Consider the following 18,886-nt stretch of genomic DNA (forward strand, 5'->3'; position numbering starts at 1 on the left):
CGTAACGGGCGGAGGTCCGGTATCCGGGACGGGCCGAAGACCTAGGTCCCAGGGCCCGGCCGCCCGTGTCCGTGACCGTCTCGCACTGTTTGCGCCGGTCCGTATGCGGGTGCCCGGATGCGGGCAACGTTCCCGTCCCACGCCCGAATAGTCACACTCTTTTGTGTAATAGCGCGCGGTGTCCTCGGGCTGGAAGTGTGCTTCTCGCAGGTCAGCCCATGATCGAGAGGATGTCGGATGTCCGTTGGTGAAGAGGTTCGCGACACGCAGTCACCGCCGCAGCAGAGTCTCGGCACAGCGGCTGCGCGGAACCTCGCGACGACGACCAAGTCCGCCCCGCAGATGCAGGAGATCACCTCGCGGTGGCTGCTGCGCATGCTGCCGTGGGTACAGGTGCAGGGTGGCACCTACCGGGTGAACCGCCGGCTGAGCTACTCGGTCGGGGACGGCAGGGTGACCTTCGTCCAGACAGGCGACCGGGTCACGGTCATCCCGGCCGAGCTCGGTGAACTCCCCGCGCTGCGCGACTTCGGCGACGAGGAGGTGCTGGCCGAACTGGCGCGCAGGTGTGAACAGCGCGACGTCGCCGCCGGAGAGGTGCTCGCCACGGCGGGCGACGCGGCGGACCGCGTCCACCTCCTGGCCCACGGCAAGATCGAGAAGATCGGGACCGGGCCGTACGGCGACGAGACCGTGCTCGGAGTCCTGGCCGACGGCGCCTACTTCGGCGACCACGTCCTGATCGACGGGGACGCGAGCTGGGAGTACACGGCGCGCGCGGTGACCGCCTGCACGCTGCTGACCCTGCGCCGGTCGGACGTGCTCAACCTCGCGGCCCGCGCGGACTCGCTCCGCGACCACCTCGCGGGGCTCCTCGCCATCCCGCACCAGCGCACCAACAAGTACGGCGAGGCGGAGATCGACCTGTCGGCGGGCCACGTGGGGGAGAGCGTGGTCCCGCACACCTTCGTCGACTACGAGTCGGCGCCGCGTGAGTACGAACTGAGCGTCGCCCAGACGGTGCTGAAGGTCCACAGCCGGGTGGCCGACCTCTACAACCAGCCGATGAACCAGACCGAGCAGCAGTTGCGGCTCACGGTCGAGGCGCTGCGCGAGCGCCAGGAGCACGAGCTCGTCAACAACCGGGAGTTCGGCCTGCTCAACAACTGCGACTACGGGCAGCGGCTCCAGCCCCACGACGGGGCGCCCGGACCCGACGACATGGACGAACTCCTTTCGCGAAGGCGCGGATCGAAGCTCTTCCTCGCCCACCCGCGGGCCATCGCCGCCTTCGGCCGCGAGTGCAGCAAGCGGGGCCTGGTGCCGGAGACCGTCGAGGTCGGGGGGGACCGCGTGTCCTCCTGGCGAGGTGTGCCGATCTTCCCGTGCGACAAGATCCCGGTCACCGACGCCCGCACCACATCGATCATCTGCATGAGGACCGGTGAGGCGGACCAGGGAGTCATCGGACTCCAGCAGAGCGGCATCCCCGACGAGATCGAACCGAGCCTCTCGGCCCGCTTCATGGGTATCGACGAGCAGGCGATCGTCTCGTACCTCGTGACGGCCTACTACTCCGCCGCCGTCCTGGTGCCCGACGCCCTCGGCGTCCTGGAGAACGTGGAGGTGAGCCGCTGGCGGTGACGCTCCCGGGCCCGGGCGCCGACCGCCCGGGCCCGGCAGGCCGAGGCCGCGACCAAGGTGCCCCGTGGCGCCCGGAAGGAGTGACCGTGACCATGACCAGTACGGATGCCGCGATGGAGGGGCGTAAGGCCGCCGCGCTGCTCGAGCACACCCGTAACGCCGTCGATCCGCACCTCCGCGCAGCCGTCGAGACGCTGCCCGGGGCGATCCGCAGGGTCGCCATGTACCACTTCGGCTGGCAGAACGCCGACGGCACCCCCGCGTCCGGGGAGGCCGGCAAGGCCATCAGACCCGCACTCGTCCTGGCCGCCGCCCGCGCCCTGGGAGGCGACCCCGAGGCGGCGATACGGGCGGCCGTCGCCGTCGAACTGGCACACAACTTCACCCTGCTGCACGACGACGTCATCGATGAGGACACCACCCGGCGGCACCGGCCCACGGCCTGGGCGGTGTTCGGGGTGCCGGACGCCGTGATCACCGGGGACGCCATGTCCTCCCTCGCCCTGCGGTTGCTCGCGGAGGACCCGCACCCCGCGTCCGCGGAGGCCGCGGTCCGGCTCTCCGCCTGCGTCATCGAGCTCTGCGCGGGACAGCAGGCCGACTGCGCCCTGGAGGAGCGTGGGCCCGACGACGTCACGCTGGACGAGTGCTTGGCCATGGCCATGGCCAAGACGGGAGCCCTGCTCGGCTGCGCCTGCGCCCTGGGCGCGCTCTACGCCGGGGCCGGTGAGCGGGAGGTCCGGGCCATGGACGGCTTCGGCCGGGAGGCGGGCCTCGCCTTCCAGCTGATCGACGACCTGATCGGTATCTGGGGGGACACGGCCCGCACGGGCAAGCCGGTCGGGGCGGATCTGGCCGCCCACAAGAAGTCCCTGCCGGTGGTGGCGGCGCTCACCTCGGGCACCCCGGCCGCCGCCGAACTCGCGACGCTCTACCGGGGGACCATGAGCACTCCGGGGGAGGTGAGGAGCGCGGCCGACGCCGTCGACCGGGCCGGTGGCCGGGACTGGGCCCAGACCGCCGCGGCGGACCGGATGGCCCGGGCCGTCCACCATCTGTCCCGTGCCGTGCCCGCGCCGGACGGTGCCGGGGACCTCCTGGCACTGGCCGAATTCGTCACCCGCAGAACGCACTGAAGCGGGCCGCCTGTGACCGGCTCCGAGACCCAACTCTAGTATTCCGTGCGTCGGTTGGGATCACCACCGCGGGACGAAGGGGCGGGGCCGGTCATGGGCGTACGCGTGCGGCAGGCGGACGGGCGGGACAGGGATCAGGTCGTACGGATTCTGGACGAGGCGTTCCACGACGACCCGGTGAGCAGCTGGGTCTTCCCGGACGAGGAGCACCGGCGCGCGGTCCACGGGAAGTTCCTCGGGGTCTTCGCCGACATCACGCTGGAAGGAGGCCGTATCGACCTGCTGGAGGACGGTACGGCGGCGGCTCTCTGGCTCTCCGTGCCGGCGGGCGCACCTCAGGAGGACGACGACACCCCCGCGCTCATGAGGGAGACCGCGGACCCCGGCAACGAGCGGGCCGAGCTGGTCGGGAGACTGACGGGCGCCGTCCATCCCCACGACCGGGCCCACGCGTACCTGCTGATGATCGGCGTCTCTCCGGAGCGTCAGGGCGAGGGCATCGGCGAGGCGCTGATGCGGGGGGTCCTGGACCGGTGCGACCGGGAGGGGACCCCCGCCTATCTGGAGGCGAGCAGCGCGCGCAGCCGCGGTCTCTACGAGCGCCTCGGCTTCACCTTCACGGGGCGGACCGTGGACCTTCCCGGCGGACCGCCGATGTGGCCCATGTGGCGTGAGCCGCAGGGCGGATGAGCGTGCCCGGGTCACCGGGGCCCGGAAGGGGAGGGTGCCCCCGGGGGGACCCCGGGGCACGGGCTACAGTCCCTGCTCATGACAGATGAGTCGTGGGCAGGCTGGTACCGGGACCGACATGGTTCCGAGGCCGTCGTTCTCACCACGGACGGACAGCAACTCCGTATCCGCGTCCGGGGCACGGACTTCGAGGGCGAGAGCTTCGACAGCCTGGGCCCAGCGGCGGGCGCGCCGGCCGCGGACGGCCTGTTCGACCTGGTCGACGGCGTGCTCGACGACTGCGTGCTGGAGTGGGACCTCCCGATCCCGGTCCTCGTGTCCGGCGTGGTCCGCCAGGCCACACTCGGCTGTCTGCTGTCCCTGCGCAGGGCGGACCCGGATCTCTACCTCGCCCTCCATCTGGACGGCGCGGTCTACGAGTCGAACCGCGCCGAGGGCGACTTCGCCGCCGCGCTGGCCACGATCCAGCGGATCCTGCCCCCGGGCATGCACCTGCAGACCTGTATAGCCTGCGCCTTCTCCGACTACTTCCCGGCCCCGGTCCGGGGCCTGTCCGGTGGCCTCGCCTGCTTCCGTGGCGCCAAGGACGCCTACCGGGACGTGGCGGACGCGGAGGACGTCGCGGGCCTGTGGGACCGGCGCACCGGATTCGTCCAGGAGATATGGAGCTGCCGGGAGTTCGAACCGCGCCCGGCGCACGGCGCGGGCACCGGTCATCGCGGCGCCTTCCCCCTGGAGCTCGCCTGACGGCTCCTGCCCGGCGGGGCCCGCGCATCCGCCCCGGCGGACGCTGTCGGTCCGCCCGGCCCCCGCCCTGCACGCCAGGAGGGGCAGCGGAAGGCCACCACTTGCGGGACTCGGTCCTCACCGGACGCGGCAGCACCGGTCGCAGCCACTCAGCGGCGGTACGCGTCTGTCGCGATCTCGACGAAGGACCGGACCAACGCGTTGGTGTCTCCTTCGTTCCACACGGCCACCACGCGGCTCGGCGGCATGTCGGTCAGAGGCACCACGGTGAACTCGCCGGGCAGGTCGTGACCGAACGGCGCCAGACCGACGGTGCCGTTCCACAGCACGGCCTGCAGGCATTCCTGGACAGCGCGCACCACGGGACCCTCGCGCAGCCTGCCGCCGTTCCAGTACTTCTGCCAGACGGGGTCGGTGCCCTGCGGGAACTGGAACCAGCGGCGGTCGCTCAGGTCGGCCAGTCGCAGCCGGTCGCGGCGGGCCAGCGGATCGTCGGCGCGCAGGACCACGCCGACGGGGTCGGTTCGCAGCACACGCACCGCCAGGGCGGTCTCGTCGAACGGCGCCCGGGTGAGAGCCACGTCCACCAGCCCGGCACGCAGCCCGCACGTCGGGTCGGTCAGGTCGGTGTCCCGGATGCGGACGTCGATGCCGGGGTGGTTCCGGCGGTAGGCGGCGGCCAGCCTGGACACTCCCGGGTCGGTGCCGTCTCCCAGGATGCCGACGGTGATGGTCGCGGCACCGGCCGCCGCGCACACGCGCACACGCACACGGTCGGCGTGGTCGAGCAGGGCCCGCGCCTCGTCGAGCAGCACCGCACCCACCGGCGTGAGCGTGACACCGGCGGGTGAGCGGACGAGGAGCAGGGCTCCGACGTCGGCCTCCAGCTGCTTGACCGCCCGGCTCAGCGGCGGCTGGCTCATGTGCAGCCGGGTGGCGGCCCGGCCGAAGTGGAGTTCCTCGGCGACCGCCACGAAGTAGCGCAGGGTCCGTAGCTCCATGCTGCAACGATACCCATGAGGTATCGGCTACGCGGAATGGGTCTTGGACACAGGCGGGGCCCCGGCGGTGCACTCGTGAGCATGACCGAAGAAGCGAGGACCAGCGGGCGGCGGAGCGGCCCGGCCGTATCGGTGGTGGGTCCCGGCGACGGCGAGACGATCGTTCTGGGCACCACGCGCATGCGCGTCCTGGAGGACGGCAGGCACACCGGGCACCGCCTCTGGATCGCCGAGTCCGGCCTCGCCCCGCGTACCCAGGGACCGCCGCGGCACCGCCACGCCCAGCACGACGAGGGCTTCCACGTCCTCTCCGGCACGGCGCGGTTTCACCGTCGGGGACGAGGAACACGACGCCACCGCGGGGACGCTCGTGATGTTCCGCCGGGCGCCCCGCACACCTTCGCCGACCTGACCGACGAGCCCGCGGTCATGCTCAGCACCTTCACTCCCGACCTGTACGTCCACTACTTCCGGGACCTCCAGGAGGCATTCGCCGACGGCCGGACGCCGACGCGACAGGCCCGCACCGAGGTGATGAGCCGCTACGCGACCGAGCCCGCCACCGAACTCACCTGAAGCCGAACGCAATCGACGTCATCGACGGGCCCCCGCGAACCCGGTGGCCCATGAACGGGAACCATGAAGATCGCCTACTGGATCGTCGCCGGGCCGCTCGCCCTCTTCTACTGCTATGCCGGAACGCTGAAGGTGATCCGCGGCCGCGATCAGCTCCGCCCGATGATGGCCTGGGTCGACCGTATGCCCCTGCCTGCCCTCAGGGCGCTGGGGACGGTCGAGACAGCCGGTGCGGCCGGCCTGGTCCTGCCACCGCTGACAGGCATCGCGCCCTCGCTGGCGACGGCCGCGGCCGGCGGCTTCGTCCTCCTGCAGATCGGTGCGATCGCCGTACACCTGACCGGCGGTGACCGCCGGATCGCGCTCAACGCCGCCCTCATCGCCGCGGCGGCCGTGGCCGTCCGGCTGTCCACCGGGCTGTGATCGAAGCCGCCGCGGACGCAGTGCGTGGAGGGGACGGGAGGGGAGGGGAGGGGGTGTCCATGGCCCGTGCGCTGCGGGCGGCCGAGGAGACCGCCTCCGAATCCGGCCCGGAGGAAATGACGATCGCCGGTGTCGCCAAGCGCGCCGGCGTCGTCGTCGGTACGATCCACCGCCGCTTCGAGGACGAGGAACAGCTGATCGGCCTGCACAACCCAGAGGGGTCGTGCAGGCCGTCGTCACGCCTGCACCCGATTTACCGACAGCTCCTGGTACGTGGTGCGGCTGTCAGGAGGTGGCGCGGGCCAGGGCGGCCGCGAGGCCGTTCTGCCAGAGGGAGTTCACCCGTGAGCGCTCGGTGGCGTTCGGGTAGGCGTTCGTGCAGGAGGTGCCGGGGCCGCCACCCGACATGAGTTCGCTGCACGGCCCGGTGTAGTGGTCCGGCAGTCCGAGCACGTGCCCGGTCTCGTGGGCGGTGACGCGGGTCGAGTTGTACTGCTGGTTCTGCGCGTAGTCGAGGAAGATGTAGCCGCTGCCGTGCCCGTCGGTGCTCGCGTACGAGCCCCGGGAGTCGTTCCCCTCGTAGTAGGCGAAGTCCGCGTTCGAGCCCTCCTGCAGCTTGACGTTGCTGACCGAGCTGTTCCAGATGCTGGTGCTGCTCGCTATCTGGCCACGGAAACTGGGGGCGTTGGTGGTGCTGTAGACCACGGTGACGGCCTGGGCGCCAGGGTTCGCGGCCCGCTTCTCGGCCACGGACTTCATGACGGCGTCGAAGAAGGCCTTGTTGGCGGCGGCGTTCTCGCTCGAGCCGGCGTACGCGGCGAAGCCTGCCTGGGCCGTGGCCTGGGAGGACACGGGAGCCGGGGCGGCGGCGACTGCGGGCGCGGTGCCCAGAGCGGCGGCGAGTGCGAGTCCGAGACCGGCCACGGCCGACATGACGGCTGTCCTGGGGTGTCTCATGGGGGGTGTCTCCTGCCTGTCCGAAGAACCCCGCCCGGGGAGCCGGACGGGGAACGGGTGGGGGGTACGGACAGAGTCTCGGCCCGGCCGGGCCGCAGCGGATGATGTCAACCGGCGATAGCGCCGCCCTATCGTCCGGCGGAAGGCGCACGGAATCAGCACGTTCCGGTCGCCCCGACACCCCCTGAACCGTCCCTGTTTGGTGGGGTTGGGACATCTGGTGCTCGACGTGCGAACAGCCATACCCTCGCCGTCATGGAGCTCGAGGTGAGACACCTCAGGGCGCTCTGCGCCATCGCGGACACGGGCAGCCTGCACCGGGCGGCGCGGAGCCTGGGCGTCAGCCAGCCCTCCCTGACCACTCAGCTCCAGCGGATCGAGCGGACGTTGGGGGCGGAGCTGTTCCGCCGGGAGAGGACCGGCTGCCGGCCCACCCTGCTGGGCCGCGCCGTCCTCAGCCGCGCCCGCCCCCTGCTGGACGGCATGTCCGCCCTGGTGGGTGCGGCGCTGGCGGAGGCAGAAGCGGCCCGGTCCGGTGGCCCCCGCCTGCGGATCGGATCGACGGCGAGCCGGGTCATCGGCGGGTGGCTGCGCGGACTCCGGGTGAGGATGCCCGGCACCGACATCTCGCTCCGGGTGGACGTCTCGGCCCGGGCGCTGCTCGGAGCGGTGGCGGCCGGCCGGCTCGACGTGGCCTTCGTGCACGAGGTCGAAGGCTCGCCGCTCCCCGTTCCGGGCGGGCTCGCCCAGCGGGTACTCGTGGAACGCGAACCGCAGTTCATCTCCCTGGCCCGGGACCATCCGGCGGCCGGACGGCCGGTCGTCGACCTCGGGGACCTGGCGGGCGACCGGTGGATGGTCGACCCTTCGGTGGACGGCGAATGGGACGGGGTGCGCCGCGTCCTCGGTGCCGCGGGTCTCGATCCGCCCGTGCTGCACGGCGACTACCTCACGGCGGCCTCCCTCGTCGTCCTCGGGGAAGCGGTCGCCCCGTGCCAGCCGACCTCGGGCCCGCGCGACGACATGGCGATCCGCCCGCTGCGCGGCGACCCGCTGGCGGTGCGGCTGCTGCTGGTCTCCAGGCCGGGAGCGGACATGGACGCCGTGTACGAGGAACTGGAGACGGCCTACCGCGACGCGGCACGGCGGGCCGAGCAGTACCACCGGTGGCTGCTGCGCCACAGCAGCCCCCTCGCGTACACGTCCTGAGCCCGGGAGTTCCCCGTTCTGCCGAGAGCGACGTCCGGTTTCCCGCGCACCTCACGACGGGCAGGACCACCGCATGAGGCTCTTGATCCTGGGCGGTACGGAATTCGTGGGGCGTGCGGTCGCCGACGCCGCCCTCGGACGCGGGTGGGAGGTCACCGTCCTGCACCGGGGCCGCCACGCGGCACCGCCGGGGGTGCGGGCCCTGACAGGTGACCGCACGGCGGGCGCCGCGGGGCTCGCGGAGCTGGCCGACGGCGCCTGGGACCTGGTGGTCGACACCTGGAGCGGCGCACCTTCGGCCGTGCGGGACGCCGCCCGGCTGCTGTCGGGCAGGGCGGGGCACTTCAGCTACGTCTCCAGCAGATCCGTGTACGAGTACCCCGCTCCCGCCGGACTGGGGGAGGACGGCCCGCTCGTCGCCGGGGCCTCTCCAGGCGACGGCCCCGACGTCTCGTACGCCCTGGCCAAGCGCGGAGGGGAGCTCGCGGCCCTGGAGGCCTTCGGCGAGCGGGCGCTGCTGGCGCGGGCCGGGCTGATCCTCGGTCCCCGGGAGAACATCGGCCGGCTGCCGTGGTGGCTGGGCCGTGCGGCCCGGGGCGGAGACATGGTCGCGCCGGGACCACCGGATGCCGCCCTCCAGTACATCGACGCCCGCGATCTGGCGGACTGGCTGCTGGACGCCGCGGCCGACGGCCTGTCGGGCGCGTACAACACGGTGAGCCATCCCGGGCACGCGACCATGGGCGAGTTCCTGGACGCCTGTGTCCGTGTCACCGGTTCCCGTACCCGCCTGCGCTGGACCGACCCCGAGGTGCTCCTCGCGGCGGGTGTCGAGCCGTGGACGGACCTGCCGGTCTGGCTGCCCGCCGGAGAGCTCCACGACACCCTGCACCAGGGCGATGTCACCAAGGCGCACGCCGCCGGGCTGCGGTGCAGACCGGTCGGTGAGACCGTCGCGGACACGTGGGCCTGGCTGCGCGGTCTGGGAGGCGCGGCCCCGCAGCGGCCCGACCGGCCGGCCGTCGGTCTCGACGCGCGGACCGAGGCGAAGCTCCTCGCGTCGCCCGGCAGCCCGTAGCGTGGCCCGATGACCGAACAGCTGCTGCACCTCACCGAAGAGTCCCTGTGGGAGGCCGCCCGCAGAGCGGGGACGTACGAGATGTCCACGAAGGGCCGGACACTGCGGGAGGAGGGCTTCATCCACTGCTCGCTGCCCCATCAGCTCCCGGCGGTCGCCCGGGCGTTGTACGGATCCGGCCAGGAGGGCCTGGTGGTCCTGGTCATCGACGCGGGACGGCTCCCGGCGCCCGTGCGGTACGAGGCCATGAAGCCCGGCGGCGAGGAGTTCCCGCACCTCTACGGACCGCTGCCCGCCGACGCGGTCGTGGAGGTGCGCACCTTGGCCGAGCACACCGCGCGCGCCGCGGGTGAGGAGGGCGTGTCCCGGTGATCAGCCCACTCATCGCGGTGACCGGAGCGAGCGGAGCGGTCGGCGGCCGGGTGGCCGCGCGGCTGGCCCGCACCGGTGTCCCCGTTCGCCTCCTCGGCCGGGACCCCGACCGGCTGCCCAGGCTCCCCGGCACGGCCGCCGCGCCTCCCGCCGCGTACGGGGACGGGGAGTCCATGCGCCGCGCACTCGACGGCGCTCACACGCTGTTCCTCGTCTCGGCGCACGAGAGCCCGGACCGGGTGCTGGAGCACACCACGGCTGTGGACGCCGCCCTCGCCGCGGGGGTCGAACGCGTCGTGTACGTGTCGTTCCTGGGTGCGGCACCGGACGCGACGTTCACGTTCGCCCGGGACCACTGGCACACCGAGGCGCACATCAGGATGACGGGAGTGCGCCACACCTTCCTGCGGGACGGCTGGTACCTGGCGGGGCTGCCCGCGATGACCGGCGCGGACGGCGTCCTGCGCGGCCCCGGAGGCGAGGGGAGGGTCTCGGCCGTCTCCCACGAGGACATCGCGGACTCGGCGTCAGCCGTTCTGCTGGACGAGGGAACCGGCCACGACGGCGTGACGTACGACCTCACGGGCCCCGAGGCGATCACGCTGGCGGAGGCCGCCGTCGAGCTGAGCCGCCGAACCGGACGCGAGATCAGATACGTCCCCGAGACACGGGAGGAGGCCTACGCCTCACGAGCCCACCACGGAGCCGAGGAGTGGGAGGTGGCCGGCTGGGTCACCTCGTACGAGGCGATCGCCGCCGGTGAGCTGGACAGGGTCTCGGACGCCGTTCCCACGCTGACGGGCCGCCCGGCCCAGAGCCTGGCCGCCTACCTCAGGAAGAACCCGGAGAGTTACCGCCACCTGCTGGTGGACGCCTGATCCGGGCGTGCCGGGGCTTCGCCGCCGGGAAAGAAGACCGCACCCGGTCCGTGCGGGACGCCTTGCTCGGCGTCCCGCGGACCGGGTGCGGACAGGCAGGCGGCATGACCGGCGGAATCGCGGGTCGTACCTCCTGGCCGGAGATCAGGCCTTCTTGGTCTCCCAGAAGATCTTGTCGTTCCACGGGGGTGCCGTCTGCGCGGTTAGTTGACCTGCGCATATCTCGCTGACCTGCATGAACGCCCTACCCTTATCTGGCTCTATCTAGCAGTATCTAGCATTCGCCCGCAACGATTAGCCATGATCATCTCCCAACCGGTCTCCCACTTCTCCCACGCGTGCGGGTCTGCACGGCAAGAGACCGCCCGCCCGCCGGGGGTGCTCGGCGGACGGGCGGTCGATGTGGGGGATCCCGAGAATGCGTCAGGCCTGACGCTGACACGAGATCACGCAGGTCAGAGTTTTGTCGAGTGCCCCGCGATCTCCCGGAACAGATCCATCAACAGCGTCGGGACCTGGGGGAACGCATCCGGGTCTTACGCTCCGGAGCGCGCAAGACACAGGAAGCTTTCGCGGAGATGACCGGTATCGACCGGCGCACCCTGCAGCGCATCGAGCGAGGCACCAGTGACCCGCGGTTCAGTGACTTGCTCCTGATCGCCCGAGCTCTCGAGATGACCGTGTCCGACCTCGTCCAGGAATAGGCCCTGCCCGCACCCCGGCCGCCGCCGACCTCGGGTACGGACAGGGAGCTCACTGGGTGCGGCGCGCGTCCGTGAGGCGCCGCTCGCGAGTGCGTTGCAACCAGATCAGATCGGCGAGCACCGGGTCTTGTTCGGGCCGCTTGGGCTGCTGCGGCTTCGTGTCGCTCATCGGCGCGCCTCCCCGTGGCAAGTGCAGGCGCAGCGCAGCCGCTCGGCCACTGCCGCCCCCGCGACGATCTGTCCGTTCCCCGCGCAGTGCCTGTGAGCCTCGGGCCAACCGACGGCGGCACGGCACTCCGGCGAGGTGTAGGCCGCAGCCCGGGCGCGGGCGGTCATCGGCTGTGTCCCACGCGAGTGGACACGGCGTCCTGCAGGGCGGCCTGTAACGCGGCGGGGTCGGTGGTCCACGCGTCGGGGGCGGGGCAGATCCGCCAGTGAGGGCCCGGCCCCTGAGTGCGCCGGTCCGGCGGGACGACCAGGTGGTCGTCCTCTCCGAGCACACGGGTACCGTCCACGTCCCAGTCGACTGCGGCCCCGCGGGGGATGAAGAAATAGAGGGCCGCGTTCAGCGGGTCCTCGAGGACGGCCCCCGACCGACGGCCGAGGATGCCCAGAGCGTCCAGGCCCGCGCTGCGCGGCACCCTGACCGCCTCCCAAACCTCACCCGCAGCCTCGACTCTGCAATCCCGAATCGTGCGCACACCCATGGGCTATCTCCTCGGCAGGCCCGCCAACAGTCCGTTCAGACTGGCCCTCAGGGCCTGCCGAAACGAGGGCTTACAGAGGACTCTTCGCGCGCTAAAACAGGACTTTCATGCGTTCGAACGGGTGACAGCTAGCCTCGAATAGGGCCTACTGCAACACTGGCCTGATTGCCCAACACGGAGGTACGTCGTGCCACAACCGGCCAGCAACACGCGATTGAAAGCAGCTCGGCTTGCCGCCGGGTTCCGCACACAGACCGCCTTTGCCGCCACCCTGGGCGTCGGAGTGCGGCAGGTGCGACGCTGGGAGTCGGAGAACCCGCCCTGGCCGCACGCGGACCTGCAGGGCGCCCTCACCCGGGCAACGGGCCAGACGATGGAGGCTCTCGGGTTCCGCCGCCCGCCCGGGCATGACAGCACCTCCGAGCCGCGCGCACAGCAGCGGGCGACACCGCCCGCCGGCCTGGCCACGGTTCCCGTCCAGTCCGTAGCCGCCATGCAACCGGCCACAGCTGCAGCCGACTACGGATCGGTGACCCGGGCACACCGGCGCCTGTACTGGTCTGTTGCCCCGGCAACACTCCACCCCGCCGCACTCGCTCACGCCACGCTCGGCTGTGCCCTGCTCCAGGAGACGGCAGGCCAAACCCGCGTGACGGTAGCTGCAGCGCTGGGAGAGAGCTGGCTCCTCGCCGGCCGCATTGAGTTCTTCGACCTGCAGGAGCCGGAGCGCGCGGCCGCCACGCTGCTGCGCGCCCTGCAGGCGGCGGGCGAGGCAGATGACCAACTGCTCGGCTCGGCGGTCCTCGCGCACACCGCGTTCATCCCTGCCTGGGAAGGACGGCGGGACGACGCAGTGCAACGACTGGTCGCCGCCCGAACGTACGCGAGACGCGGGCCCGCCCCTGCCCTGCTGCTCACCTGGCTGGACGCAGTGGAGGCAGAGTGTGAGACCCGCGCCGGGAACTACCGGACGGCCCTCCACCTCATCGGCCACGGCGAGGACCTCCTGGCCGCAGCCGAGGACCTCCCCGTTCCCGAGTGGCTGGACTGGTTCAGCCCGGTGCGCCTGGCTGCCTTCCGCGGCAACACGGAACTGCGCGCTGGCCACCTGCCCCAGGCCCGCGCCACCCTGTCTGCTGTGCTTGAGCAGCTGCCGGCCGCCGAGGAGAAACAGAGGTCGGTGATCCTCGGCGACCTGGCCGCCGTCGAGGCTGCAGCCGGAGCCCCCGATGCGGCGTGCGACTACGCGCTGCAGGCACTCGACCAGCTCGAGCGCACTTGGTACGCGACGGGCATGGACCGGATCCGTGATGTTCGGCAGTCCCTCACCGCGCACCAGCATGAGCCGTGTGTGCGTGCCCTGGACGAGCGCCTCTACGGGTGGTCAACGACCGTCAGCGCGCTGGCGCGTTGAACGTTTGGATCAGTGGCGACAGCTCGAGGAGGCTCTCTACCCGGAACGTCGGGAGCTCCTGCGCTTCTGGGGTGTGCCATTGGATCGTGCCCCACGGCCCCCGGCGTACGAGGGCCGTGCGCATCCCGGCCGCGACGGCGGGGCGTAGGTCGTTGTCGACACGGTCGCCCACGTACAGGATCTCAGCAGGCCCGGCCGGGACGACCTCGGCGACCCGGTCGAAGAACGCCTGGTCGGGCTTGCTTGCCCCCCAGTCGTCCGAGGTGCCGATCAGATCGACGTCCGGGGAGAATAGCTCCCGGAGGATTCGGCCAGCGCGCACCGTCTGGTTGCCCGCGATGCCGAGCCAGAGCCCGTCTGCGCGCAGAGCCTTGAGCGAGTCGCGGACATCGGGATAGAGGTCCTCCTCGCCGAAGCGCTCCGGATGCCCGGCCTCGGCCCGGAGCTCCCTCTCCTCGTAGAGGTCGAACCCGGGCCGGAACACCTGGAACGTCTCGCGGTAGTCCAGGCCCTGGGCAATCACCGCCCCGAACATCGCGGCGAACGTATGCCGTGGCACCCCCAGCCAGTCCGCCCAGGTGCCGTACTCCCTGGTCTCGTCCACCAGACACTCGCCCACATCGAACACAACCGCACGAATCATGCGGTGATCGTAGAGGGGGAATCCAGGCGCACGAAAGATCCCCCTGCCCGGCCCCTGGCGAGGGGCGGGCAGGGGGATCTTTCGTTCGTCATGGGTACTGCCGGCGGAACGGGTCCAGGGCGAGTGGCCCGGCGGTTTCCTGGCTCGGCTCCGGGTCGGGCGCGGGTGCCCTATCACGACGGCACATCAGCCCGTCCGGGTCACCGGGCGGCGGCTGGAGGCTGTACCCGTCAGGGCAGGTCCGCCCGTCGCGCCCATCCGCCCCGTCCTTTCCGTCCTTCCCGCCCTCGCCCGCAGGCCCGGCTGGGCCAGCCGGGCCCGGTTCACCCTGTGGCCCAGCCGGACCGGCAGGACCGATCACTGACGCCCCGTCCGTGCCTGCTGCACCCGATGGGCCTGGCACAGGGGACGCCGCCGGACCGGCCGGGCCGCGCTCTCCCTTCGCGCCAGCAGGACCAGACGGACCAGGGATCGGCACAGGTACCTCGACTCTGTCCGGCAGGTCATTGACCGCCGCAGCAGGATCGGGTGCCGCCGGGGTCCCACCCTCGGCCTGGATCTGCGCACGTAGTGTCCGCACGTCCCCGGCGAGGGTGCCTACCGCATCACCACGCCGGTCGGCCTCGGCCGCCACGTTCGCGGTGCGTTGCGCCTCGGCATCGATCCGCAGCCACACCAGGACGATCGCCCCCGCCAGGACGGCGAGGACCGCTGTCACGGCCAGCGAGCGCCAGCGCCTGGCAAGGATTCCCGCAGCGCGGTGGCGGGGCTCGAGGTGGGTCGTCACGGTGTCGTCCCTCCCAGGGCGGCGATCTGTCGGTCACGGTCGGCGATGCCCGCCTCGAGCTCGGCGACGCGCAGATGCAGCGCGGCCTTGTCGGCGCGCTCCCTCGCGAGCTCGGAGTAGACGGCAGTGAGTTCGGTGCGCATCGCGGCGCGCTCCTCCTGGAGCTCGTTGACGAGCCCGCCGTATCCGGTCATGACGGCGCCCTGGTGGGTGGCCCGGGCGCCCGCGCGCTGTCCGATCAGCGCGGCCGCGGCCGCTGCGAGCCCGACGACGATGGTTCCGACGGCGCCGAGCGTCGCAGCGTCCACGTGCATGCCTCCTGGTGCGAGGGGCGGTCAGATCCCCTGGCCGGGGGTGACCCGGTCGGTCCCTGCCGTGCGGTTGGGCACCGCGTACGTGATGCCGAGAGCGCCGAGGACGGCGAGCACTGTGGTGACCGCCTCTCCGGTCGTGAACGCCCCGTCCTGAACGGCGGTGGCGGCGGCGGTCGCGCCGGCCGCGAGACCGGCGACGACCGCCTTGGCAGCGCTGCTGATCTTCATGGGTCAGTCCTCCTGGCTGTTGATGTCGACGGTGATGACGGCGTCCTTGATGGCGGCCTCGACAGCGGCGACAACCGCCGCGGTGTCGACGCCGGTGCCGATGAGCCCGGCGAGCGTCGTGATGGCCGCCGTGTTCGCGGCGACTTCGCGGCGGACCGCGCGGATGCCCTCGCTCTGCACGGCGATGTGCGTGCCCAGCGCCCAGTAGTGCCCCTTGTTCTTGGGGTTCGGGTCGTAGTCGGAGGCGTCCTTCGGCGCGGGCCAGATCCCGTCCTTGGTGCACAGCAGCTTGAGGTCGTCCGTGGTCAGTGGCATGTCGTCCTCCTCGGACGTGTCGGTGGTCTTGCCGTTGGCGCGGGCGACGATGCCCGGGAACACCACGGTCTTGAACTGGGCGATGCGGGCCTTGCCGGGGCAGGCGGTGCCCGAGGTTGACCACTGGGAGAACATCGAGTGGTACCCGAACCCCGGGTCGTCGTGGGTGCGGCAGATCCGCAGTGGCACGCCGTGCTTCTGGTGCAGCCACACGCCGAGCTTGATGAGCTCCTCGACCTGCTCGTCGGTCCACGGGTCGGTGCCCTGAAGGTTCGACGCGGTCTCGACGGACACCGCGCCAGTTCCGTCGGAGCGCCGGTTCGCGCCGGCGTTCGCGTCGGCCCGGGTCTCCGTCCCGATGAACTGGCCGAGGTCGCCCTCGTAGCCGAGACCGAAGTGGCTCTCCAGGTTGGTGCTGTCGCGCCAGTATTCGTAGACGCGCTTCGCGGTCCACGGGGCGATGATCGAGTGGACGATCAGCTGCGTCGGCCGGATCGCTGCTTGGCTGTCCGACTCCGGCTGCAGCTCGTACTTCGTAGCCCTCGGGTACCAGGCCATCAGGTCTCCAGACATGCAGGAGCCCCGGGCCGATCGGCGCGGGGCAGCTCGAGTAAGCGGTTCAGGGGGTGCTGATGCTGACGATGTTGATCAGCCCGCCAGCGGTCGCGGAGTAGTTCCGTCCGACGAACACGGACCAAGGGGCTCGGTGGGTGCTGTCCGTGACCGTGGTGGTCAGTGACAGCTCGGGCACGGACAGGGTGAGCTGCGTCCCGGTCAGGACCAGGCGCAGCGTGTAGACGGTGTTCGCGGGGATGTCCGCGCCCGCCGCCGTGTTGGCCAGCTGGGTGCTCGTCCCGGCCGTCTTGTCGTCCCGGTAGATTTTCAGGGACCGCGTCGCACTGACCTGGACGGTGTAGCCGTTGTGGCGGATGTCGGAGCCGGACAGAACGGTGCCGTCGTCGTCGATTCCCAGGTGCAGGGACAGGTGGGACCAGCCGGCGGACCCGGCCGTCGGAACGCTGAACTTGACTTCCCAGGTGCCGGTGGCGGGTGCGGGACCTAGCTCTCCGGCGAGGAGGACCACGGCGTCGGCGGGCGCCGAGGAGGCGGGCGGCGGCAGCGGGATCCGGCCCTGCGCGTCCAGGACCGGGCGGACTGCACCGGATGGCACGTATCCGGGCCCCCATGTGCCCGTGGAGAACGTGCTCGCGGTGCGGCGGGGTACGGCGCCGGACACGTAGGCGGGGTAGTCGGTGATGATGCCGCGGCAGCCGAGGGCCAGGGCCCGGTCGCGTTGGAGGCGGCGGGTCAGGGTGTGGGCGTAGACGCCGAGCGGATAGGACTGCGCGATCGCCGCGGTGATCTGGGCGTCCGTCCCGGCGATGTCGAGGTCCAGGAGGTCCGCGCCGGTGTTCTTGATGGTGGCCGCGTTGTCGGTGGCCATCTGTGCGGCGGACCGCCACAGGTGGGCCAAGCAGCCGTTGGTCTTGATGGTGCTCATGACCGAGGTGCTGTTGCTGTTGATGAGTACCGAGCGCTCGAGGCGCCTGGCCTTGATCATGGTGGCCAGGGCGGGGACCGAGGCGGCGTCCTTCGCTTCGACGGTGAGGACGTAGCGGCCACCGAACAGGTCCAGGAGGTCCTCGACCGTGGGGATCGGGAGGTCCGGGTACCCGGCGGCGAACCAGGTCGACGGGTCGAGGCGGGCGGCCTCGAGCTGTGATGCCGTCATCGCGGACGCCGTCCCACTCTTGTTCGTGACGCGGTCGATCGTGGCGTCGTGCATGCTGACGAGCGTGCCGTCGGCGAGAAGGCGGGCGTCGATGTCGAGGACCTGGGAGTAGGCGCGGGCGGCGCGTAGCGCGGCAAGACTGTTCTCCGGGTTTTCGCCGGCGCCGCCGCGGTGCGCGTCAATGACGATGGCGGGCAGTGTGTCGACGGTGGCGGCGGTGCCGAGCCGGGTCTGCACGGCGGCGATCGCGGCGGCCGCGTCCTCGGCGGCCGCGTCAGCTGTCGTACCGGCGGTGGTGGCGAGCGCCGCGGCAGTCCCGGACGCGGTGAGCGCGGCCGTAGCCTGCTCGGCCGCCGTCGTCGCCAGGACGGCGGCCCCGGTGGCGGCCTGCAGCGCCTCGGTCGCGACCTCCCGGCCGGTCTGGTACCAGCGCACCGTGCGCCCGCCGGTGGCCAGGTACTCGTATTCGATCTGCGGCCACTCGCAGAGCCATTGCCGTATCGCGCCCGGGGCCGTGGACGCCGGACCGTTCGAGCGGAGTTGACCGATCGGTGTGACGCCGTCGGCCTCGTACAGGGCGGTGACAAGTTCACCGGAGTTGGCGATGCGCACGTTGATCGGGTAGTCGGGGACGACGGTGCCCTGCAGGTCGGTGAGGACCTCGCCGGGGGTGCCGCCGTAGGTGTAGAGGGGCACGGGGGTGAGCCTTTCAGTCGAGCCAGTAGGAGCCGGACAGGTCGACCCAGGGGACGCCGGTGCCGTCCTGCGAGTACCAGATGATGTCTCCGGCCACGCCCACCGAGGTGCTCGATGCCAGGCCGAGGACCTCCATGCGCCCGACGCCGATCGCGGCGTCGCCGGTGAGGGATGCCCCGCCCGCCCACTGTCCATATTTTGCCGGTTTGCAGTCGGCGGGCACCGACCCGATCTTGATGCCGGAGATGGGGAAAACGGTGCCGTCGACCCGCTGCAGGCGGCCCTGCAGGTGGACCTGCATGCCGATCCTGCGCACCAGCGGGGCGAACTCGCCGCCCTGGTACCCGCTGGCCGGGGTGACGGCCCGCCACGCCTCGACAGGCTCGTAGATCGTCGCCCACGTGTTTCCCGCCGTGACGGTCTTGATCCAGAGGGATCCGTTCGCGGCGGTGACCGCGGTTCCGACCGGTGCCCCCGCGTACAGGCTGTCGCGTTGGGCCTTGTTCGTGACGTGCTGCCACAGGTGCGGGTCGATCGCGGTAGCCAGTTCGGCGAGCGCGGCCGGCCACGTCGGGGCGTCGCCGCCGCCCGGCACGGGGAGTTGGGCGTATCCGATGGTGGCCATCGGGCCTCCT

At 71.7% G+C, this 18,886-nt stretch carries 21 protein-coding genes and 1 pseudogene; 13 read left to right on the forward strand and 9 right to left on the reverse strand.

The features are described 5' to 3' along the window. Positions 1-237 precede the first annotated feature (237 nt). The 4 genes from ACIRJR_RS09205 to ACIRJR_RS09220 all read left to right on the forward strand — a co-directional run bounded on the left by ACIRJR_RS09205 (position 238) and on the right by ACIRJR_RS09220 (position 4,217). Entirely contained in the window at positions 238-1,644 is a 1,407-nt protein-coding gene (locus ACIRJR_RS09205; protein WP_403776105.1) for a family 2B encapsulin nanocompartment shell protein, read from the forward strand. Between the two features lie 92 nt (positions 1,645-1,736). Further along, complete coding sequence (locus ACIRJR_RS09210; protein ID WP_403776108.1) at positions 1,737-2,780, forward strand: family 2 encapsulin nanocompartment cargo protein polyprenyl transferase; 1,044 nt, start codon at positions 1,737-1,739, stop codon at positions 2,778-2,780. A gap of 93 nt (positions 2,781-2,873) precedes the next feature. Continuing rightward, on the forward strand, positions 2,874-3,470 hold the full coding sequence (locus tag ACIRJR_RS09215) for a GNAT family N-acetyltransferase (RefSeq protein ID WP_403776111.1): 597 nt from the start codon (positions 2,874-2,876) through the stop codon (positions 3,468-3,470). Positions 3,471-3,548: 78 nt separating this feature from the next. Continuing rightward, positions 3,549-4,217 carry a DUF6304 family protein gene (locus ACIRJR_RS09220; protein WP_403776114.1) on the forward strand — a complete coding sequence of 223 codons (669 nt, stop codon included), beginning with the start codon at positions 3,549-3,551 and terminating at the stop codon, positions 4,215-4,217. Positions 4,218-4,366: 149 nt separating this feature from the next. Here the strand turns inward: ACIRJR_RS09220 and ACIRJR_RS09225 are convergent, their stop codons facing one another. After that, on the reverse strand, positions 4,367-5,218 hold the full coding sequence (locus ACIRJR_RS09225; RefSeq protein ID WP_403776117.1) for a LysR family transcriptional regulator: 852 nt from the start codon (positions 5,216-5,218) through the stop codon (positions 4,367-4,369). Between the two features lie 81 nt (positions 5,219-5,299). Here ACIRJR_RS09225 and ACIRJR_RS09230 point away from each other — a divergent pair, with 81 nt between their 5' ends. The 3 genes and pseudogenes from ACIRJR_RS09230 to ACIRJR_RS09240 all read left to right on the forward strand — a co-directional run. Continuing rightward, a complete protein-coding gene (locus ACIRJR_RS09230; RefSeq protein WP_403776120.1) occupies positions 5,300-5,794 on the forward strand; it encodes a cupin domain-containing protein in 495 nt (164 codons plus the stop codon). A 63-nt stretch (positions 5,795-5,857) separates the two neighbouring features. Beyond that, on the forward strand, positions 5,858-6,217 hold the full coding sequence (locus ACIRJR_RS09235) for a DoxX family protein (RefSeq protein WP_403776123.1): 360 nt from the start codon (positions 5,858-5,860) through the stop codon (positions 6,215-6,217). A gap of 59 nt (positions 6,218-6,276) precedes the next feature. Further along, positions 6,277-6,405, forward strand: a pseudogene (locus ACIRJR_RS09240) (TetR family transcriptional regulator); the annotation flags it as partial. Between the two features lie 97 nt (positions 6,406-6,502). Here the strand turns inward: ACIRJR_RS09240 and snpA are convergent. Beyond that, positions 6,503-7,174, reverse strand: coding sequence for a snapalysin (snpA, locus tag ACIRJR_RS09245; RefSeq protein WP_403776126.1), 672 nt, complete (start codon positions 7,172-7,174; stop codon positions 6,503-6,505). Between the two features lie 255 nt (positions 7,175-7,429). Here snpA and ACIRJR_RS09250 point away from each other — a divergent pair, with 255 nt between their 5' ends. The 5 genes from ACIRJR_RS09250 to ACIRJR_RS09270 all read left to right on the forward strand — a co-directional run bounded on the left by ACIRJR_RS09250 (position 7,430) and on the right by ACIRJR_RS09270 (position 11,415). Beyond that, the gene (locus ACIRJR_RS09250; protein ID WP_403776129.1) at positions 7,430-8,383 is read left to right on the forward strand and encodes a LysR substrate-binding domain-containing protein; all 954 of its coding nucleotides are present in this window, start codon (positions 7,430-7,432) and stop codon (positions 8,381-8,383) included. 73 nt (positions 8,384-8,456) lie between these two features. Further along, positions 8,457-9,461 carry an NAD-dependent epimerase/dehydratase family protein gene (locus ACIRJR_RS09255; RefSeq protein ID WP_403776131.1) on the forward strand — a complete coding sequence of 335 codons (1,005 nt, stop codon included), beginning with the start codon at positions 8,457-8,459 and terminating at the stop codon, positions 9,459-9,461. Between the two features lie 9 nt (positions 9,462-9,470). Then, positions 9,471-9,833, forward strand: coding sequence for a DUF952 domain-containing protein (locus ACIRJR_RS09260; RefSeq protein ID WP_403776133.1), 363 nt, complete (start codon positions 9,471-9,473; stop codon positions 9,831-9,833). After that, on the forward strand, positions 9,830-10,711 hold the full coding sequence (locus ACIRJR_RS09265; RefSeq protein WP_403776136.1) for an SDR family oxidoreductase: 882 nt from the start codon (positions 9,830-9,832) through the stop codon (positions 10,709-10,711). Before ACIRJR_RS09260 ends, ACIRJR_RS09265 begins: the two co-directional genes overlap by 4 nt. Before the next feature lie 470 nt (positions 10,712-11,181). Continuing rightward, positions 11,182-11,415, forward strand: coding sequence for a helix-turn-helix transcriptional regulator (locus ACIRJR_RS09270; RefSeq protein ID WP_403776139.1), 234 nt, complete (start codon positions 11,182-11,184; stop codon positions 11,413-11,415). 332 nt (positions 11,416-11,747) lie between these two features. Here the strand turns inward: ACIRJR_RS09270 and ACIRJR_RS09275 are convergent, their stop codons facing one another. Then, complete coding sequence (locus ACIRJR_RS09275; RefSeq protein WP_403776142.1) at positions 11,748-12,056, reverse strand: hypothetical protein; 309 nt, start codon at positions 12,054-12,056, stop codon at positions 11,748-11,750. A gap of 253 nt (positions 12,057-12,309) precedes the next feature. On the opposite strand from ACIRJR_RS09275, the gene ACIRJR_RS09280 reads away from it, so the two are divergent. Then, positions 12,310-13,536: a helix-turn-helix domain-containing protein gene (locus ACIRJR_RS09280; RefSeq protein ID WP_403776144.1), complete on the forward strand. Its 1,227-nt coding sequence runs from the start codon at positions 12,310-12,312 to the stop codon at positions 13,534-13,536. Here ACIRJR_RS09280 and ACIRJR_RS09285 read toward each other — a convergent pair. The 6 genes from ACIRJR_RS09285 to ACIRJR_RS09310 all read right to left on the reverse strand — a co-directional run bounded on the left by ACIRJR_RS09285 (position 13,517) and on the right by ACIRJR_RS09310 (position 18,876). Next, the gene (locus ACIRJR_RS09285; protein ID WP_403776147.1) at positions 13,517-14,179 is read right to left on the reverse strand and encodes an HAD family hydrolase; all 663 of its coding nucleotides are present in this window, start codon (positions 14,177-14,179) and stop codon (positions 13,517-13,519) included. The two genes, ACIRJR_RS09280 and ACIRJR_RS09285, sit on opposite strands and share 20 nt — an antisense overlap. A gap of 783 nt (positions 14,180-14,962) precedes the next feature. Next, entirely contained in the window at positions 14,963-15,274 is a 312-nt protein-coding gene (locus ACIRJR_RS09290; RefSeq protein ID WP_403776150.1) for a hypothetical protein, read from the reverse strand. 27 nt (positions 15,275-15,301) lie between these two features. Continuing rightward, complete coding sequence (locus ACIRJR_RS09295; protein ID WP_403776153.1) at positions 15,302-15,508, reverse strand: hypothetical protein; 207 nt, start codon at positions 15,506-15,508, stop codon at positions 15,302-15,304. A 3-nt stretch (positions 15,509-15,511) separates the two neighbouring features. Next, positions 15,512-16,381, reverse strand: coding sequence for an N-acetylmuramoyl-L-alanine amidase (locus ACIRJR_RS09300; RefSeq protein ID WP_403776155.1), 870 nt, complete (start codon positions 16,379-16,381; stop codon positions 15,512-15,514). 61 nt (positions 16,382-16,442) lie between these two features. Next, positions 16,443-18,251 (reverse strand): glycerophosphodiester phosphodiesterase, encoded by a 1,809-nt coding sequence (locus ACIRJR_RS09305; RefSeq protein ID WP_403776158.1) that lies wholly within the window; start codon positions 18,249-18,251, stop codon positions 16,443-16,445. Between the two features lie 13 nt (positions 18,252-18,264). Continuing rightward, positions 18,265-18,876: a hypothetical protein gene (locus ACIRJR_RS09310; RefSeq protein WP_403776161.1), complete on the reverse strand. Its 612-nt coding sequence runs from the start codon at positions 18,874-18,876 to the stop codon at positions 18,265-18,267. Positions 18,877-18,886 lie beyond the last annotated feature (10 nt).

This window comes from Streptomyces sp. NPDC102402 (assembly GCF_044765765.1).
Lineage (GTDB): Bacteria > Actinomycetota > Actinomycetes > Streptomycetales > Streptomycetaceae > Streptomyces.

What these genes read in the sequence shown, in the direction of transcription:
- ACIRJR_RS09235 (WP_403776123.1), top strand. Translation starts at nt 5,858, where the DNA reads ATGAAGATCGCCTACTGGATCGTCGCCGGGCCGCTCGCCCTCTTCTAC.
- ACIRJR_RS09260 (WP_403776133.1), top strand. Translation starts at nt 9,471, where the DNA reads ATGACCGAACAGCTGCTGCACCTCACCGAAGAGTCCCTGTGGGAGGCC.
- ACIRJR_RS09300 (WP_403776155.1), bottom strand. Translation starts at nt 16,381, where the DNA reads ATGGCCTGGTACCCGAGGGCTACGAAGTACGAGCTGCAGCCGGAGTCG.
- ACIRJR_RS09255 (WP_403776131.1), top strand. Translation starts at nt 8,457, where the DNA reads ATGAGGCTCTTGATCCTGGGCGGTACGGAATTCGTGGGGCGTGCGGTC.
- ACIRJR_RS09205 (WP_403776105.1), top strand. Translation starts at nt 238, where the DNA reads ATGTCCGTTGGTGAAGAGGTTCGCGACACGCAGTCACCGCCGCAGCAG.
- snpA (WP_403776126.1), bottom strand. Translation starts at nt 7,174, where the DNA reads ATGAGACACCCCAGGACAGCCGTCATGTCGGCCGTGGCCGGTCTCGGA.
- ACIRJR_RS09220 (WP_403776114.1), top strand. Translation starts at nt 3,549, where the DNA reads ATGACAGATGAGTCGTGGGCAGGCTGGTACCGGGACCGACATGGTTCC.
- ACIRJR_RS09225 (WP_403776117.1), bottom strand. Translation starts at nt 5,218, where the DNA reads ATGGAGCTACGGACCCTGCGCTACTTCGTGGCGGTCGCCGAGGAACTC.
- ACIRJR_RS09250 (WP_403776129.1), top strand. Translation starts at nt 7,430, where the DNA reads ATGGAGCTCGAGGTGAGACACCTCAGGGCGCTCTGCGCCATCGCGGAC.
- ACIRJR_RS09295 (WP_403776153.1), bottom strand. Translation starts at nt 15,508, where the DNA reads ATGAAGATCAGCAGCGCTGCCAAGGCGGTCGTCGCCGGTCTCGCGGCC.
- ACIRJR_RS09310 (WP_403776161.1), bottom strand. Translation starts at nt 18,876, where the DNA reads ATGGCCACCATCGGATACGCCCAACTCCCCGTGCCGGGCGGCGGCGAC.
- ACIRJR_RS09230 (WP_403776120.1), top strand. Translation starts at nt 5,300, where the DNA reads ATGACCGAAGAAGCGAGGACCAGCGGGCGGCGGAGCGGCCCGGCCGTA.
- ACIRJR_RS09210 (WP_403776108.1), top strand. Translation starts at nt 1,737, where the DNA reads ATGACCAGTACGGATGCCGCGATGGAGGGGCGTAAGGCCGCCGCGCTG.
- ACIRJR_RS09285 (WP_403776147.1), bottom strand. Translation starts at nt 14,179, where the DNA reads ATGATTCGTGCGGTTGTGTTCGATGTGGGCGAGTGTCTGGTGGACGAG.
- ACIRJR_RS09215 (WP_403776111.1), top strand. Translation starts at nt 2,874, where the DNA reads ATGGGCGTACGCGTGCGGCAGGCGGACGGGCGGGACAGGGATCAGGTC.